Here is a 16,257-nt window from a genome sequence, read left to right on the forward strand (position 1 = left end):
TTCTCTATACCTCGTCGTTAACGGTATACCGCAGTTACGGTATGTTCACACAATTCAATATGACGTCATGTCATCCGAAAATCAGGACTGACGCAGCCAGCCGGCAACCCAGCACACCACGCCGCCCAGTAACAAACCGGCCGGCCACCAAGCTATCTGATTGACCTCAACGATCACCGCAGATAACACCAAGGTCGCACCGACGGTCAGCAAATAGCGCGACTGCGATCCGCGCTGATTGCGCTTATCCAGTTGCTGACTGAGTAGCATGATTTGCTGGCTCAGTTGCCGCTGCTGACGCAGCGAATCGTAAACTAACTCTGGCAATTCCGGCAGTTTTTCTGCCCAGAACGGTGCCTTTTCCTTACAGGCTTTCACTAACGCCTGTAGCCCGACCTGCTCACGCATCCAGCTTTCCAAAAACGGCTTCGCGGTGCTCCACAAATCCAGCTGCGGGTACAATTGTCGCCCAAGGCCTTCCACATATAACAGGGTTTTTTGTAACAAGACCAGCTGCGGTTGTACTTCCATATTAAAACGGCGCGCGGTGTTAAACAGATTGAGCAGAACATGACCGAAGGAGATTTGATCCAACGGTTTTTCAAAAATCGGCTCACACACCGTGCGGATCGCAAACTCGAACTCTTCGACATTGGTATCCGGCGGCACCCAGCCGGAATCCACATGCAGCTCGGCCACTTTGCGATAATCGCGATTAAAAAAGGCGATAAAGTTACCGGCCAAATAGCGTTTATCTTCGCGATTCAATGACCCGACAATGCCGCAATCAATGCCGATATATTGCGGGTTTTCCGGATGCTCACGGCTGACAAAAATGTTGCCGGGGTGCATGTCAGCATGGAAAAAGCTGTCACGAAACACTTGGGTGAAAAAGACCTGCACGCCCCGCTCAGCCAACAGTTTCATGTCGGTGCCGTTGGCTTTGAGCGCCGCCACATCGGACACCGGTATGCCGTAGATGCGCTCCATCACCAGCAGATTTTCACGGCAATAATCGGTGTACATCTCAGGGACATACAGCATCGGACTGCCGGTAAAATTGCGCCGCAGTTGGATGGCGTTCGCCGCCTCGCGCATCAGATTCAGCTCATCGAGCAGGGTCTTTTCATACTCGCGCACCACTTCCACCGGACGCAATCGGCGACCATCGGGCAGCAAGCGTGGCAAGGTACGTGCTAAACGGTACATTAAGCGCACATCGGCGCGGATCACCGGCAGAATATCCGGCCGGATCACTTTGAGTACCACTTCCTGCCCGTTTTCTTTCAACCGCGCGGTATGCACCTGCGCAATCGAGGCCGAGGCGAGAGCTTGCGGGTTAAAATCATCAAACAGGGTTTCCAGCGGTACGCCTAGCGCTGCTTCAATTTGGCTGCGCGCCAACTCACCGTCAAACGGGGCGACTTGATCTTGCAATAAGGCCAGCTGATCGGCGATGTGTGGCGGAAACAGATCGCGCCGGGTTGATAACATCTGACCGAATTTGATCCACACCGGCCCTAACTCTTGCAGCGCCAAACGTAGACGCATGCCGAGTGGCTTTTCCGCGTGCTGCGGACGGATCCAGAAAATCGCGCGACGAGCAACGCGCAGCGGCAAGGTCAGCCGGATTGGCGGCAACAGCTCATCCAATCCATAGCTGAGAAAAACTTGAGTGATGCGGTACAGGCGGCGCAATTCAGCAGGCGTCATGCCGAGGTCTCCAGACGCTGCAAGCGGCGCTCTAAACGCGTCAGCTGCGTCGCCAACTCTTCCACCTGATCGGCAAAGTAGGCCACTTCCAAGGCTTCCGGTGCCAAGCGCCACTCCTCGGTTACCACCTCACCGAGATAAGCCAGATTTCGAGCATGCTGACGCTGCACGCCTGCCACGGTGCCTTGCACCAAACGGCTGACACCGTGCGCCACCAGATCGCCGGTATAAGGCGCCAGCAACTCGGCCGGATCCCAGCCGAGCGCTTCCATCAGTGCCACAAAATGCTGCAGCACCTGAATATCGCCCTGCACATCCAGCGCTTGTTCGCGGATCAAACGGGTGACCTGTGAGCGGTCACGCAGCTCAGGTAACACCAGTACGCCGGTGCGGACACGGCAATCCGCCTCATCTTCCCAAGCCGCCAGCACATCAATCCGATTCGAAAACACAAACACCAGCGGTGCCGGTAATTCCCGTAACTGCAACGCCAAGACTTTGCCGCGCAGTCGGGGCAGTTTGTTTTTCGCTTCGGCATTTTTTGCCAGCAGGGCATTCAGTGCGGTTTCCAGAACACCGGTAACCAAAGGGAGCAGAGGCATCATCATCCTTAGTGTTGAGCAAGCCGTTAAAACTTATACCCGCGGTGCAAAGCCACGATGCCGCCAGTCAGGTTGTAGTAACTCACCTGTTCAAAGCCAACCTCTTCCATCATGCCTTTAAGCACGTCCTGTGCCGGATGCATGCGAATGGACTCAGCCAGATAGCGGTAACTTTCGCTGTCGTTAGCCACCACTTCGCCGATTCTCGGCAAAATGCGGAAGGAATAGGTATCGTACACCTTACCCAGCAGCTCGATCGTCGGCTTGGAAAACTCCAGCACCAACAGACGACCACCCGGTTTTAATACCCGGAACATCGATTTTAAGGCTTTTTCTTTCTCGGTGACGTTACGCAGGCCAAACCCGATGGTAATACAATCAAAATAATTGTCGGGGAACGGCAAAGCTTCCGCGTTCGCTTGTACGTAACTGACATTGCCAACCACGCCCAGATCGCGCAATTTGGCACGACCCACCTTAAGCATGGAATCATTAATATCGGCCAGCACCACTTCACCGCTATCGCCCACTAAACGAGAGAATTTAGCGGTCAAATCGCCGGTGCCTCCGGCCAGATCCAGTACCCGCTGTCCACGGCGCACCCCACTGCAATCGATGGTAAAGCGCTTCCACAAACGGTGAATACCGAATGACATCAAGTCATTCATCAAATCGTATTTGCCGGCGACGGAATGAAAAACCTCAGCCACCATCCCGGCTTTCTCGTCCTTGGCTACGGTGCGAAAACCAAAGTGAGTGGTTTCCTGCAACTGATCAACCATGTCTACTGCTGCCTTTGCCTGAATGAAATATGTGCATGCCAGTGTACCGCAAGGCGTTGGCCGTCACCAACAAGGAAAGAGAAACAAACGTCCGATTAATCCGGCAATTTATCCCGCCAGTGGATTGCACTAGCCCACGGCGATTTAACCAGACGCCTTGTCAGCGCATTAATTAAATGCCACAGCGTAACGCTGAATTAAATAGCCCGAAAGGTGTAAAAATCTCCGTCATATCCCATAACGGAAAAATAATGCACGATGGCGATTGCGCCGAGCCATAACCTGCGCAACAGGGTTGATAATCAATAAGAAACCCATCGCCCAGACACAATACGAGGGAGCGATACGAGAGAACAATACGAAGAAACAATATGAGGGAACAATAAACACGGCATTACAGAGAACGGCCACGCACGATTAAAGCCAAAGACAGGTCGCACGAAAAGAACGCGCGAAAAGAAAAGGGGCAATACACATCGGCCGACAATAAATGCCAACAGCCTGTGCTAATTATGGCGATCACGGTTGTTGATGCTCACGGCGAGCTCGCGCATTAAGCAAAATAACTGCGGCAACCGCCCAACAGGGAGGTCGATTGATGATTGGCTATCACGCCAAGCGTTACTGGCCTGAGGCGGCAGCGCCGAGGTCAGCTGCCGCGCTATTCGCGCCGAACGCGAAGGGGATCAGGACTCCAACAAATCCTGTGGATTAATACCTTCGGCGGCCATCGCGCGTAGGATCTGCTGCTTACGCTCTTCACGCTTTTCTTCAATCACCGCACTGACCTGATGCACCAGATCGCGCAGCTCTTTAATATCCACGTGACGCGCAGCCGAGCGGATCCGCTCAGGGCTTTGATGACACAGTTCTTTTAACACACGACCAAACATGACTTTCTCTGGAGAGTCCTCCAGTTGATTCATAATTTTGGCCATTTCAAATGTAGTGAACGACGACATAGTTCTTCTTCTATAAATAATAAAATTAGATATACACCGGCAGGACAAATTACGCCGGAGAATTTATTACCATCATAAATGGCTAAGAGCGTATCCCAGTAGGCATAATGGCATGGCCCATTTCGTGACCCATTTTTAGTATAGGCAAGGTGCAAAAACTCGTGCGTAGCGTACAGTGCGTACGTAACGTACGTGAAGATTTCGAACAAGTGCCCAAGGCTCACCGAACAGCGAAATAGCCCTAATGGGATAGGCTCTGTGTATCCCGCAGGACAGGGACACTGAATAAGGCCAACTGATATTTAAGCATACGCATTTTGACGAAAAAAAGCCTGCTTGAATAGCAGGCAAAGCCTCGTTGTCGTCAGTTTTTTTATTTATTTTATTCAGTAATCATTTCATATTGTTGTTTTGCGCCTTTTTGCACACACCACAGCCACAATGGCACCGCCGGTAACAACACACTGACCGCTACCGCTAAGCGTGGCTCTAGCGCCCATTGCTGGATTAATGCTGCCAATAAAGCCGCGCCACTCATTTGCAAACAGCCCAATAATGCCGATGCGGTACCGGCACAGCCGGCAAATGGCATCAGCGCCAACGCCGACGCCGACCCCAACATCACGGCAAAGCCGCTGCACAAGACAGTCATCGGTAACATATAGGCGGCAGCCGACAGTGGCCACCACAGCCACGAGCCAATCAAGAATAACCCGCTCAGTGCAAACACGCTCAAACCCGTAATCACAGTACGCACTTCGCCTAAGCGGCGCACGATGCGTGGCGCGGCAAAGAAGGCCACGATATTGATCAGCGCATTGGCGCCAAACCAAGCACTAAACTCCAGCTCCGACACACCCAGTTGCCCCACCAGCACCATCGGCGCATAAGTGACGTAGCATAAAATACCGGTCATCCCCGCCATGCAGACCAAGGCATAGCGGATAAACGTAGGGGAGCGCAAAATAGGCTGATAGCGTGACCAACGATACAGCGCCCCGGTAGATACCGCGCTAGCCGGACGGGTTTCAGCAAACAAGCCCCATACCGCCACCAGCACCAACAGAGCAAACAGCAACATAAAGGCAAAACAGGCACGCCAACCGAACTGCACCGTCAGCAAGCCGCCCAACGTCGGGGCCAGCGCCGGAATGATGCACAGCGCGCCATTGAGGTACGAGTACATGCGCGCACATTCGCGCGCCGCAAAGCTGTCACGCACGGCGGCGAAAGCCACAATGGAGGTCGAACAGGCGCCGATACCTTGTCCAATACGCGATAACAGTAAGCCCGTAAAGTCGTGGGTCAGCATGCCCGCCAACGCACTGACGGCATATAAGCTGATCCCCGCCAACGCCACCGGACGACGACCAAAGTGATCGGTCAACGGCCCAATAATGATTTGCCCGACCCCTAAGCTAAACAAGAATAAGCCTAAGGTGGCTTGGATTTGCTCTTGGTTAACGGCAAAGTCTTGCTGCATCAGCGGTAACGCCGGCAGATAAATATCGATCGCCAGTGGGCTGAACATCACCAAAGCCACCAGCAAACCAATCAGTTGACGCGTTTTCATTCAGTTATCCTATTATTTTTGCCGTACCCTACCGGAAAGCGGATATGATGTGAAATGGCTTATTTTCCCGACCATTTTTCCTCTGAGGAATATCTGTGAATCTGGATCGTCTCGCCCGCATGGATTTGAATTTGTTGGTCTGCCTGCATGTGCTGCTGGAAGAGTGCAGCGTATCGCGCGCCGCCCAACGTCTGCATCTGTCACAATCAGCAGTCAGCAAATCGCTGGCGCGACTGCGTCAATTACTGGATGACCCTCTGTTTTTTCGTACCGCGCACGGTCTAACCCCCAGCGCCCATGCCGAACAGTTGGCGGCGCCGCTGCGCACCTTACTGCATGAGTTGCATTTACTGACTCGCCCACCGCACTTTGACCCGCAGTGCAGCGATCGTCACTTTAATCTGGTGATGCTGGAAAGCGCCTACCAAACGCTGCTACCGAGCTTTATCAATGCGCTGCTACAAACGGCGCCGCACTTACAACTGCATGCCCACTTGTGGGATGCCCAATCGCTGCAAGGCTTGGCCGATGGTCAGTTTGATTTAGCCCTTACCATTCGCGAGCTGTACCCGAGCACCGATCAGCAGCTCACCCAGCTGCCGCCCGGGATTGCCTTTCAAACGCTATTTACCGATGAGCATGTGTGCCTGCTGCGCGCTGGGCATCCGGCGCTGCGCAAACCGTGGGATCTGGAGCAGTACTTGGCGCTGCGCCATGTGCAGGCGCGCTGTGAAGGTCGCGAGTGGTGGTCGCTGGATTATTTGCTGGCGCAAGCCGGACGGCGGCGCAGCACACCGGTCAGCATGCCGGATTTTTTCGGCGCGATCGCCATCTGCTGTCACACCGATCTGGTGTTCACCGCGCCGCGCTGCTTTGCCGATCATGTCTGTCGCCACTACCCGTTAATGCAGCGGCCACTGCCGCTCAACCCGTCGCCGGTGGCCTACCAGATGCTGTGGCATGAGCGGCACGAACAGGATGCGGGCCATCGCTGGCTGCGTGATTTTCTCTCGCGCCACCTAACCCGACCGCCTGAACTCGCACTGTAAATACCAGCACAGTCATAGCTGCGCGGAGAATGGGCGCTGCAAAGAATGTCAAAAATAGGACGTGAAAAAGCGGCGATGGCGAGTGCCATCACCGCAAGCGAATGTAGCTATCGTAACTGAAACGGCCCTTAGCGAAATGCCGGCTCCCAATCTTTCCACACCGGTTGAAAACCGCGCGCTCGGATCGCCGCGGCGACTTGAGCCGTCGAGCGCGCATCATCGATACGAAACTGCTCCAAACGCGCATCTTGCTCAGCGTAGCCGCCCGGTTGGGTGGAGGACTCCGCGCTCATGCTGGTAATGCCCAACGGCAGCACCTGATCGCGAAACGCCGCCGATTCGCGGGTCGACAAACTGAGCTCCGCCTGTGGGCTGGCAATACGGCAGGCACAAATCAGCTGCACCAACTCACGCTCGCTCATCCCTGAAAACTGCTCGCGATTACTGCTACATGGTCGCAGGCGTGGGAAAGAGATGGAGTAACGACTGCGCCAGTAGGTTTGCTCCAGCAAGCGCACATGTTGTAGCGTAAACCACGAATCCGTGCGCCAATCAGCTAACCCGAGCAGCGCCCCTACGCCGATTTTGCTAACCCCCGCCTGACCTAAGCGATCCGGCGTTTCCAGCCGCCAGTCAAAGTCCTGCTTTTTACCGCGCAAATGATGGCGAGCGTACACCGCGCGCTGATAGGTCTCTTGGTACACCAACACCGCATGCAACCCCTCGTCGACCAGCATCTGGTATTCTGCCGTGGTCAGCGGCTGTACCTCCAACGACAACTGGGCAAATTGCGGACGCAGTAACTGCAGCGCCTGACGAAAATAGGCCGCACCGACTTTGGTTTCCGCCTCCCCCGAAACCAGCAGTAAATGCTGATAACCCCGAGAGCGGATCGCCGCGCCCTCACGCACAATCTGCTCGGCTGACAGTGCCAGACGGCGGATCGGCTGATTGACCGAAAAGCCGCAGTACGAGCACTCATTGCTGCACAGGTTGGACAGATACAACGGAATGTACATCTGAATTGCTTGGCCAAAACGCTGACGAGTCAACGCATACGCGCGTTGGGCCATCGGCTCCAGATAATCAGCTGCCGCCGGGGACAACAATGCCTGAATATCGCCCTGATCCAGCTGCGGTTTAGCCAACGCCCGCTCAACATCCACCGCCGTTTTGCTGTGTAGCGATAAGCGGATCGCTTCCCAATCCCATTGCCGCAGCCGGTCAGCCACCGGCGCATTTGACGATGCTGCGCTGCTCATAGCCAAAACCCCGTCAGTGGACTGCTGGCCTGTGCCTGCGTCGAGCTGCCGGCCAAGCCCGCCAGATAGGCTTGTCGTCCAGCCTGCACCGCCAAACGAAACGCACTGGCCATCGCAACCGGATCGGCAGCCGCCGCAATTGCGGTATTGACCAGCACCGCATCTGCACCCAACTCCATCGCCTGCGCGGCCTGCGACGGCGCGCCAATCCCCGCATCGACAATCACCGGCACGCAGGCTTGCTCAATGATGATGCGCAAAAAGGCTTGCGTTTGTAGCCCTTGATTGGAGCCTATCGGCGCGCCGAGCGGCATCACCGCCGCGCAGCCCACCTCTTCCAACCGCTTACACAGCACTGGATCGGCATGGCAATACGGCAGCACCGTAAAGCCATCACGTACCAACTGCTCGGCCGCCTGCAGGGTTTCCCACGGATCCGGCAGCAGGTATTTTGGATCTGGGTGGATTTCCAATTTCAACCAGGTAGTGCCGAGCGCCTCACGTGCGAGGTGCGCTGCTAGGATCGCTTCTTTGGCATCGCGCGCACCAGAAGTGTTCGGCAACCAACGCAGATGTGGCATTGCGCGCAGAGGGGTGAGGATATCGTCTTGCCCACCACCACAATCGACCCGCTTCAATGCCATGGTCACCAACTCACTACCGCTGGCCTGCAACGCCGCCGCCATTTGCGTAGCTGACGCAAATTTACCGCTGCCGGTCAGCAGCCGTGAGCCAAAGGTCACGCCCCCCAAGTGCAACTCATCGTGCCCAGTGGTCGGGGTTATCAACACACGGGCGGATTGGCTGGCGTCATCCGTGGACAAAGTCTTGGATGCTAAAATGTTGTCAGTTTGGTTTTGCATAAAGTCGTCCCTCTTCTCAACCGCCAGCAATCGCCTGAAATACGGCTAATTGATCGCCTGCTTGAAGCTGTGTTTGCGCCCACACGCTGCGCGCCAAGATTTGTTGATTGAGCGCCACGGCGCAGCCCTGCTGCGGCAAAGCGCGTTGCTGTAATAACTCAGCCACCGTAACCGGCGCTGCTAGCGTGACCGGTTGGCCATTTAGCACTATGGTTAATTCGCCCATGGTTAACGTCCCCATTGCTGACCTCCGCCACACACCGGACAGCCCGGATCGCTAGCCGGTTGCAACACCTGCCACTGTCCTTGCCATAAATCACAGCGCACCATAGTGGCGCACGCTGCTAACCCAGCGCGGTCCGCCGGCCTTTGTAAGCCAATCCGCAGCGCTTGTGTCGCCTGCCAGTGGCCAGCTAGCGCGGGAAGTGGACTGATGATCCCTAATGTGCGGCAACTGCCCGCTTCATCATGTGACGAGGCGGGAAACTGACAGTGATAACAGCCACCGCCGGGGACAAAACTCATCAACTGACCGCGCCAGCCAGCCACCGCGGCGCTGACCAACGGTTTACCCGCAGCCACGCAGGCAGCATTAACCGCCTGACGGGTCGGCATGTTGTCACTACAATCGAGCACCACATCGACCAGCGGCACTTCACGCGCCAGCCAGAGAGCGTCCACCCGCACGCGGTGAGTCCGTAAACGGCCAGCAGCACGCCCCTCTGACAACGCCGCGTGTGCAGCCTCGCTTTTACTGCGACCGACATCCTGTAGCCGATACAGCCCTTGTCGCGGTAAATTGGATAGCTCCACCTCATCGTCATCAGCGGCGACCACCACACCGACTCCCGCAGCCAGTAAAGCCTGCGCAGCTGCGCATCCTAATCCGCCTAATCCAATTTGCAGCACGCGCAGTTTGGCTAAGGTGGCCTGACCGGCTTCGCCGACCTCATCAAGCATGATCTGACGGCTAAAACGGATAAATGCGTGATCGTCTAACATTTGACCGCCTCCTCGACTGTGGCCGAGAGCGGCGTATTACCCTGCCAGAGTGACTGCCAACACTGCACGGTGGCCGCCAAATCCTCGGCTTGCGTAACCGCCCGCACGACCGCAATGCTACCGACGCCACACGCCAACACCTGCGGCGCACACGGCAAATCAATGCCACCAATCGCCACCGTGGGGATACTGCCGACTAATGCCTGCAATTGGCGTAAACGCCCCAACCCCTGCGGACGGGACGGCATCTGCTTCGTTGGGGTTGGGAAAATATGGCCCAGTGCGATATAGCTTGGCTGCAACGCCAGCGCTTGCAGCACTTCGGCATAACCGTGGGTCGATACGCCAAGGCGCAGACCGGCCACCGCTAGCGCAGATAAGTCCGCCAACGCCAGATCCTCTTGCCCCAGATGCACGCCATAGGCGCCATGCTGTAACGCCGCTTGCCAGTGATCGTTGATAAACAGCTGCGCCCGATAACGACGACCTAACGCCACCGCCGCCGCAATTTGCGCATCAACGTCTGCACTAAACGGCGCTTTGATGCGTAACTGCAAAGTCCGTACGCCCAGCGCCAGCAAACGCTCTAATAGCGCCAACGAATCCACCACCGGATAAAAACCCAGCGGCGCCGATTGGCATGGCGCAAAACGGTGAGCGGGAAATGAATGCGTTGCCGAGATCATCGATGCCGGCATCCACGTCGCCAGTGGCAGTGGAAAGTCGGCGACCTGTGTCGGCCACTGCAGTGGTTGGGGGAAAACTCTGGCGGCTTGAGTGGCCAGCGCGCCAGCCAGCAACAGTGCATCCGCGCCATCAAATCCCAGTTGTGGCATCAGCGCCCACGCCGCCTGTAAACAATCCGGATCGCTAGGAACCGCACGCCATTGGCGCAGGCTCACACCTTGCCAGTGCACTTCATCAATCCAACCGCCGTCAACAGCTGGCGTGGTGGAGATCGGCGCTAATGGCGTTGATGGCAAGGCACGGGTTATCACACCAGCCATCTCGGCCGCTTGGCGGATCTGCGTCGAATACGTCAGGAGATCAGGCATTTGGCACCTCCGCCGAGTCAGCCGGGTGATACAGCTCAGCACCGCGCGCACGAAACTCTTGCGCCATCTGGCGCATCCCAGCATCGCTGGCCGTAGAGCCAAGCGCGGTCGAGTCGGTAGCCACTGACACGTCAGCCGCCTGTGCTTGCGCATAGCTGCGGATATCTTGCGAGATCTTCATCGAACAAAATTTCGGGCCACACATCGAGCAAAAATGCGCGACTTTGCCCGATGCCTGCGGCAAGGTGGCATCGTGATAGGCCCGCGCAGTATCGGGGTCGAGGGATAAGTTAAACTGATCTTCCCAGCGAAACTCAAAACGCGCCTTGGACAAGGCATTATCGCGGCGCTGCGCCCCCGGATGGCCTTTCGCCAAATCAGCAGCATGTGCCGCTAGCTTGTAGGTGATGAGGCCGGTTTTCACATCGTTCTTATCCGGCAACCCCAGATGCTCTTTCGGCGTGACATAGCACAGCATCGCGCAGCCATACCAACCAATCATCGCCGCACCAATGCCGGAAGTGATGTGATCATAGCCCGGTGCAATATCGGTAGTCAGTGGCCCCAAGGTATAGAAAGGCGCACCGCCGCAGTGCTTGAGCTGCTCATCCATATTGGCTTTAATCAGCTGCATCGGCACATGCCCCGGCCCTTCAATCATCACCTGTACATCATATTCCCAGGCAATTTTGGTCAGTTCGCCTAAGGTATGCAGTTCGGCAAACTGCGCGGCATCATTGGCATCGTGAATTGAGCCCGGGCGCAAGCCATCACCCAACGAGAGGGACACATCGTACGCCTGACAGATTTCGCAAATCTCACGAAAATGGGTATACAGGAAGTTTTCTTGATGATGTGCCAGACACCACTTGGCCATAATCGAGCCACCGCGCGAGACAATGCCGGTCAGACGCTCAGCGGTCAGCGGAATATGACGCAGCAGCAAACCGGCATGCAGGGTAAAGTAATCCACCCCTTGCTCGGCCTGCTCTAACAGGGTATCGCGCATCACCGCCCAGCTCAGGTCTTCCGCCACCCCATTCACTTTTTCCAACGCCTGATACATCGGCACGGTACCGATCGGCACTGGGCTATTGCGTAAGATCCACTCGCGCGTCTCGTGGATCCGCCGACCAGTGGAAAGATCCATCACCGTATCGGCGCCCCAACGGGTGGCCCACACCAGTTTCTCAACTTCCTCTTCCACTGAAGAGGTGACCGAAGAGTTACCGATATTGGCATTCACCTTCACCATAAAGTGGCGGCCAATAATCATCGGCTCAGCTTCTGGATGGTTGATATTTAAAGGAATAATCGCGCGGCCGGCCGCCACTTCTTGGCGTACAAACTCCGGCGTAATTTGAGATGGGATCTGCGCGCCGAACGCTTCACCGGCATGCTGCTGCGCCAATACCCCTTGCGCCTCGGACCATGCCGTCATGTTTTCACGCAGCGCAATGTACTCCATCTCCGGCGTAATAATGCCTTGCCGTGCGTAATGCAGCTGAGTCACCGCTTTACCCAGCTGCGCACGTCGAATCGGTGCACGCTGCGGAAAAGGTTGATCTAATGGCTGCGCCTCCGCCTGTTGCTGGCGGGTATAGCCTGAGCTCGGTTCAGCCAGCCACTGGGTATCTGCCCGTTCACTGATCCATTCTTCACGCAGGCGCGGCAAGCCGCGGCTAACATCCAAGGTAGCTGCCGGATCGGTATAAGGGCCTGAAGTGTCATACACCATCACCGGCGCATTGGGCTCATAGCGTGGCGCAGCCGGATCGCCGCCCACTAACGTCGGCGACACGCTGATTGCGCGCATGCCCACCTGCAAGTCAGGGCGACTGCCCGGCAAAAATACTTTTTCCGAATTGGGATGTGCAGCACCCTGCAAGGTAGCCAGAAATTCACGCGCGGCGGCGCGCTGCTGCGATCTAGAGTTAACTGCTGATTTTTCAACAAGATGAGATGACATAGCATTCCTTATAACGGGTTAATAAGAGATGCTTGTCGAACGTAGAAAGAAAAGAGGAGGGGGACGAGGTCGCTTGGCGTTTTCGCTTAATACGGCGTTATCATCATCGGGTTCATCATCTAATCACCCAATAACCGTGCCGCATCATCACTCAACGCGATTTAACCACCGTACCAAGCGCGCTGATGCGGCCGGTACTGTCCATCGCGGATAAGGAAATGTTCACGTTGCCCATGAAACGCTAATCACAGCTTCATGCGATACCACATAACACTTACCGCGCGGGGAAAACCCACTCTTGTTCCCTTCGCAGGTATTAACCTGATCAGGTTCCACGGATCCCGCATTACAACTGCGGTCTCAGCCAAACGGCACTCCGACAAGAGCCTCGAGTATAAAGCAGTGCCGCCCAGAAACAAATGCTTAACCGTAATAACGTCATTGCATGGGAAGAAAAGGAGAATGAATTGCGATGGGAGAATGTAAGGAGAGCGACTAGGAATCGCGTAGATAAAGCCTCAAAAGGCCAAAATAAGAGGGGTAAATGATAGTGAAGCAGGAATACAGACAATAAAAAAGCCAGCATCGCTGCTGGCTTTTTTATCTGGCAGGGGCGGAGGGACTCGAACCCCCAACATTCGGTTTTGGAGACCGACGCTCTACCAATTGAACTACGCCCCTAAAGCTTTATTACTACGACTAGCGAGCTAGTGATAGTAAAAAGCCCAGCATCAGCTGGGCTTTTTGAATCAGTGGCGGTGCGGACGGGACTCGAACCCGCGACCCCCGGCGTGACAGGCCGGAATTCTAACCAACTGAACTACCGCACCACCGATTCTTTTTCCAACCCAATCAGTATAGGTTGCTAAATTTGATGCCTGGCAGTTCCCTACTCTCGCATGGGGAGACCCCACACTACCATCGGCGCTACGGCGTTTCACTTCTGAGTTCGGCATGGGGTCAGGTGGGACCACCGCGCTATCGCCGCCAGGCAAATTCTGTTTCTCTATCGCGTACACTACTTGTGTCTCGCGCCAGAGTTAAAATCTAAAAACAAGCTAAATAACTGATGTATTGTTCTTTGAACAAGTAACTCGTGACTTCATTCATCCAACATCACTTTGGCGTTGTATGGTTAAGCCTCACGGGCAATTAGTACAGGTTAGCTCAACGTATCGCTACGCTTACACACCCTGCCTATCTACGTCGTAGTCTCCAACAACCCTTTAGGAGGCTTTAAGCCTCAGGGATGACTCATCTCGGGGCAAGTTTCGCGCTTAGATGCTTTCAGCGCTTATCTCTTCCGCATTTAGCTACCCGGCAATGCCACTGGCGTGACAACCGGAACACCAGAGATGCGTCCACTCCGGTCCTCTCGTACTAGGAGCAGCCCCCCTCAATCATCCAACGCCCACGACAGATAGGGACCGAACTGTCTCACGACGTTCTAAACCCAGCTCGCGTACCACTTTAAATGGCGAACAGCCATACCCTTGGGACCAACTTCAGCCCCAGGATGTGATGAGCCGACATCGAGGTGCCAAACACCGCCGTCGATATGAACTCTTGGGCGGTATCAGCCTGTTATCCCCGGAGTACCTTTTATCCGTTGAGCGATGGCCCTTCCATTCAGAACCACCGGATCACTAAGACCTACTTTCGTATCTGCTCGACCTGTCCGTCTCGCAGTTAAGCTAGCTTCTGCCTTTGCACTAACCGCATGATGTCCGACCATGCTTAGCTAACCTTCGTGCTCCTCCGTTACTCTTTAGGAGGAGACCGCCCCAGTCAAACTACCCACCAGACACTGTCCGTATCCCGGATTACGGGACAACGTTAGAACATCAAACATTAAAGGGTGGTATTTCAAGGTCGGCTCCACGCAAACTGGCGTTCACGTTTCAATGCCTCCCACCTATCCTACACATCAAGGCTCAATGTTCAGTGTCAAGCTATAGTAAAGGTTCACGGGGTCTTTCCGTCTTGCCGCGGGTACACTGCATCTTCACAGCGATTTCAATTTCACTGAGTCTCGGGTGGAGACAGCCTGGCCATCATTACGCCATTCGTGCAGGTCGGAACTTACCCGACAAGGAATTTCGCTACCTTAGGACCGTTATAGTTACGGCCGCCGTTTACCGGGGCTTCGATCAAGAGCTTCGCTTTCGCTAACCCCATCAATTAACCTTCCGGCACCGGGCAGGCGTCACACCGTATACGTCCACTTTCGTGTTTGCACAGTGCTGTGTTTTTAATAAACAGTTGCAGCCAGCTGGTATCTTCGACTGACTTCAGCTCCATCCGCAAGGGACTTCACCTACCGTCAGCGTGCCTTCTCCCGAAGTTACGGCACCATTTTGCCTAGTTCCTTCACCCGAGTTCTCTCAAGCGCCTGAGTATTCTCTACCTGACCACCTGTGTCGGTTTGGGGTACGATTTCTGGTAACCTGATGCTTAGAGGCTTTTCCTGGAAGCGTAGTATCAGCTACTTCAGCACCGTAGTGCTTCGTCATCACGCCTCAGTGTTAATGAAAGACCGGATTTGCCTAGTCTCTCCACCTTCACGCTTAAACCGGGACAACCGTCGCCCGGATAGCCTAACTTTCTCCGTCCCCCCTTCGCAGTTACCACAAGTACGGGAATATTAACCCGTTTCCCATCGACTACGCTTTTCAGCCTCGCCTTAGGGGTCGACTCACCCTGCTCCGATTAACGTTGAACAGGAACCCTTGGTCTTCCGGCGAGCGGGCTTTTCACCCGCTTTATCGTTACTTATGTCAGCATTCGCACTTCTGATACGTCCAGCATACCTCACAGTACACCTTCAACCGCTTACAGAACGCTCCCCTACCCAATAACACCTAAATGTCATTGCCGCAGCTTCGGTGCATGGTTTAGCCCCGTTACATCTTCCGCGCAGGCCGACTCGACTAGTGAGCTATTACGCTTTCTTTAAATGATGGCTGCTTCTAAGCCAACATCCTAGCTGTCTAAGCCTTCCCACATCGTTTCCCACTTAACCATGACTTTGGGACCTTAGCTGGCGGTCTGGGTTGTTTCCCTCTTCACGACGGACGTTAGCACCCGCCGTGTGTCTCCCGGATAGCACTCTACGGTATTCGGAGTTTGCAAAGGGTTGGTAAGTCGGGATGACCCCCTAGCCTTAACAGTGCTCTACCCCCGTAGGTGTTCGTCCGAGGCGCTACCTAAATAGCTTTCGGGGAGAACCAGCTATCTCCCGGTTTGATTGGCCTTTCACCCCCAGCCACAAGTCATCCGCTAATTTTTCAACATTAGTCGGTTCGGTCCTCCAGTTAGTGTTACCCAACCTTCAACCTGCCCATGGCTAGATCACCGGGTTTCGGGTCTACACCTTGCAACTAATTCGCCCAGTTAAGACTCGGTTTCCCTACGGCTCCCCTATT

Annotated in this window: 12 protein-coding genes, 2 tRNA genes, 2 rRNA genes and 1 riboswitch (1 of these 17 running past the window's edge); of the genes, 1 reads left to right on the top strand and 15 read right to left on the bottom strand. The window is 55.2% G+C overall.

Features of this window, described 5'->3' with window-relative positions; all coding sequences use genetic code 11:
* Positions 1 to 81 precede the first annotated feature (81 nt).
* The 5 genes from ubiB to NCTC9997_RS14825 all read right to left on the bottom strand — a co-directional run bounded on the left by ubiB (position 82) and on the right by NCTC9997_RS14825 (position 5,632).
* Entirely contained in the window at positions 82 to 1,713 is a 1,632-nt protein-coding gene (gene ubiB / locus NCTC9997_RS14805; protein ID WP_064978355.1) for a ubiquinone biosynthesis regulatory protein kinase UbiB, read from the bottom strand.
* Positions 1,710 to 2,315 (bottom strand): ubiquinone biosynthesis accessory factor UbiJ, encoded by a 606-nt coding sequence (locus NCTC9997_RS14810; protein WP_064978356.1) that lies wholly within the window; start codon positions 2,313 to 2,315, stop codon positions 1,710 to 1,712. Before NCTC9997_RS14810 ends, ubiB begins: the two co-directional genes overlap by 4 nt.
* 26 nt (positions 2,316 to 2,341) lie before the next feature.
* Positions 2,342 to 3,097, bottom strand: a complete 756-nt coding sequence (gene ubiE, locus NCTC9997_RS14815; RefSeq protein ID WP_064978357.1) for a bifunctional demethylmenaquinone methyltransferase/2-methoxy-6-polyprenyl-1,4-benzoquinol methylase UbiE — start codon at positions 3,095 to 3,097, stop codon at positions 2,342 to 2,344.
* 686 nt (positions 3,098 to 3,783) lie between these two features.
* Positions 3,784 to 4,023 carry an H-NS-like global regulator TsrA gene (gene tsrA / locus NCTC9997_RS14820; RefSeq protein WP_197665219.1) on the bottom strand — a complete coding sequence of 80 codons (240 nt, stop codon included), beginning with the start codon at positions 4,021 to 4,023 and terminating at the stop codon, positions 3,784 to 3,786.
* A 418-nt stretch (positions 4,024 to 4,441) separates the two neighbouring features.
* On the bottom strand, positions 4,442 to 5,632 hold the full coding sequence (locus NCTC9997_RS14825) for a multidrug effflux MFS transporter (RefSeq protein WP_039045228.1): 1,191 nt from the start codon (positions 5,630 to 5,632) through the stop codon (positions 4,442 to 4,444).
* 95 nt (positions 5,633 to 5,727) lie between these two features.
* Here NCTC9997_RS14825 and NCTC9997_RS14830 point away from each other — a divergent pair, with 95 nt between their 5' ends.
* Positions 5,728 to 6,681: a LysR family transcriptional regulator gene (locus tag NCTC9997_RS14830; RefSeq protein ID WP_064978358.1), complete on the top strand. Its 954-nt coding sequence runs from the start codon at positions 5,728 to 5,730 to the stop codon at positions 6,679 to 6,681.
* 128 nt (positions 6,682 to 6,809) lie between these two features.
* Here NCTC9997_RS14830 and thiH read toward each other — a convergent pair whose 3' ends face one another.
* The 10 genes from thiH to NCTC9997_RS14880 form a co-directional block, all read right to left on the bottom strand.
* Complete coding sequence (gene thiH / locus NCTC9997_RS14835) at positions 6,810 to 7,943, bottom strand: 2-iminoacetate synthase ThiH (protein WP_064978359.1); 1,134 nt, start codon at positions 7,941 to 7,943, stop codon at positions 6,810 to 6,812.
* Entirely contained in the window at positions 7,940 to 8,806 is an 867-nt protein-coding gene (locus NCTC9997_RS14840) for a thiazole synthase (RefSeq protein ID WP_082935574.1), read from the bottom strand. The genes thiH and NCTC9997_RS14840 overlap by 4 nt, the downstream gene beginning before the upstream one ends.
* 16 nt (positions 8,807 to 8,822) lie before the next feature.
* Complete coding sequence (thiS, locus tag NCTC9997_RS14845) at positions 8,823 to 9,047, bottom strand: sulfur carrier protein ThiS (RefSeq protein ID WP_010863042.1); 225 nt, start codon at positions 9,045 to 9,047, stop codon at positions 8,823 to 8,825.
* The gene (locus tag NCTC9997_RS14850) at positions 9,035 to 9,808 is read right to left on the bottom strand and encodes a HesA/MoeB/ThiF family protein (protein ID WP_064978360.1); all 774 of its coding nucleotides are present in this window, start codon (positions 9,806 to 9,808) and stop codon (positions 9,035 to 9,037) included. The genes thiS and NCTC9997_RS14850 overlap by 13 nt, the downstream gene beginning before the upstream one ends.
* Positions 9,802 to 10,494, bottom strand: a complete 693-nt coding sequence (gene thiE, locus NCTC9997_RS15260) for a thiamine phosphate synthase (protein ID WP_197665279.1) — start codon at positions 10,492 to 10,494, stop codon at positions 9,802 to 9,804. Before thiE ends, NCTC9997_RS14850 begins: the two co-directional genes overlap by 7 nt.
* Positions 10,495 to 10,855: 361 nt before the next feature.
* Positions 10,856 to 12,832 carry a phosphomethylpyrimidine synthase ThiC gene (gene thiC, locus NCTC9997_RS14860; RefSeq protein ID WP_064978362.1) on the bottom strand — a complete coding sequence of 659 codons (1,977 nt, stop codon included), beginning with the start codon at positions 12,830 to 12,832 and terminating at the stop codon, positions 10,856 to 10,858.
* 285 nt (positions 12,833 to 13,117) lie between these two features.
* A riboswitch (TPP riboswitch) is annotated at positions 13,118 to 13,221 on the bottom strand.
* Between the two features lie 216 nt (positions 13,222 to 13,437).
* Positions 13,438 to 13,513, bottom strand: a tRNA-Trp gene (locus tag NCTC9997_RS14865).
* 72 nt (positions 13,514 to 13,585) lie between these two features.
* Positions 13,586 to 13,662 (bottom strand) — tRNA-Asp (locus tag NCTC9997_RS14870).
* Positions 13,663 to 13,708: 46 nt separating this feature from the next.
* Positions 13,709 to 13,824, bottom strand: a 5S ribosomal RNA gene (gene rrf / locus NCTC9997_RS14875).
* A 139-nt stretch (positions 13,825 to 13,963) separates the two neighbouring features.
* Positions 13,964 to 16,257 (bottom strand): 23S ribosomal RNA (locus NCTC9997_RS14880) (it continues 610 nt past the right edge of the window).

Source organism: Plesiomonas shigelloides, from assembly GCF_900087055.1.
Lineage (GTDB): Bacteria > Pseudomonadota > Gammaproteobacteria > Enterobacterales > CAMTGL01 > Plesiomonas > Plesiomonas shigelloides.

What these genes read in the sequence shown, in the direction of transcription:
- ubiB (WP_064978355.1), bottom strand. Translation starts at nt 1,713, where the DNA reads ATGACGCCTGCTGAATTGCGCCGCCTGTACCGCATCACTCAAGTTTTT.
- NCTC9997_RS14850 (WP_064978360.1), bottom strand. Translation starts at nt 9,808, where the DNA reads ATGTTAGACGATCACGCATTTATCCGTTTTAGCCGTCAGATCATGCTT.
- NCTC9997_RS14825 (WP_039045228.1), bottom strand. Translation starts at nt 5,632, where the DNA reads ATGAAAACGCGTCAACTGATTGGTTTGCTGGTGGCTTTGGTGATGTTC.
- NCTC9997_RS14810 (WP_064978356.1), bottom strand. Translation starts at nt 2,315, where the DNA reads ATGCCTCTGCTCCCTTTGGTTACCGGTGTTCTGGAAACCGCACTGAAT.
- thiE (WP_197665279.1), bottom strand. Translation starts at nt 10,494, where the DNA reads ATGATCTCGGCAACGCATTCATTTCCCGCTCACCGTTTTGCGCCATGC.
- ubiE (WP_064978357.1), bottom strand. Translation starts at nt 3,097, where the DNA reads ATGGTTGATCAGTTGCAGGAAACCACTCACTTTGGTTTTCGCACCGTA.
- thiC (WP_064978362.1), bottom strand. Translation starts at nt 12,832, where the DNA reads ATGTCATCTCATCTTGTTGAAAAATCAGCAGTTAACTCTAGATCGCAG.
- thiH (WP_064978359.1), bottom strand. Translation starts at nt 7,943, where the DNA reads ATGAGCAGCGCAGCATCGTCAAATGCGCCGGTGGCTGACCGGCTGCGG.
- tsrA (WP_197665219.1), bottom strand. Translation starts at nt 4,023, where the DNA reads ATGAATCAACTGGAGGACTCTCCAGAGAAAGTCATGTTTGGTCGTGTG.
- thiS (WP_010863042.1), bottom strand. Translation starts at nt 9,047, where the DNA reads ATGGGGACGTTAACCATGGGCGAATTAACCATAGTGCTAAATGGCCAA.
- NCTC9997_RS14840 (WP_082935574.1), bottom strand. Translation starts at nt 8,806, where the DNA reads ATGCAAAACCAAACTGACAACATTTTAGCATCCAAGACTTTGTCCACG.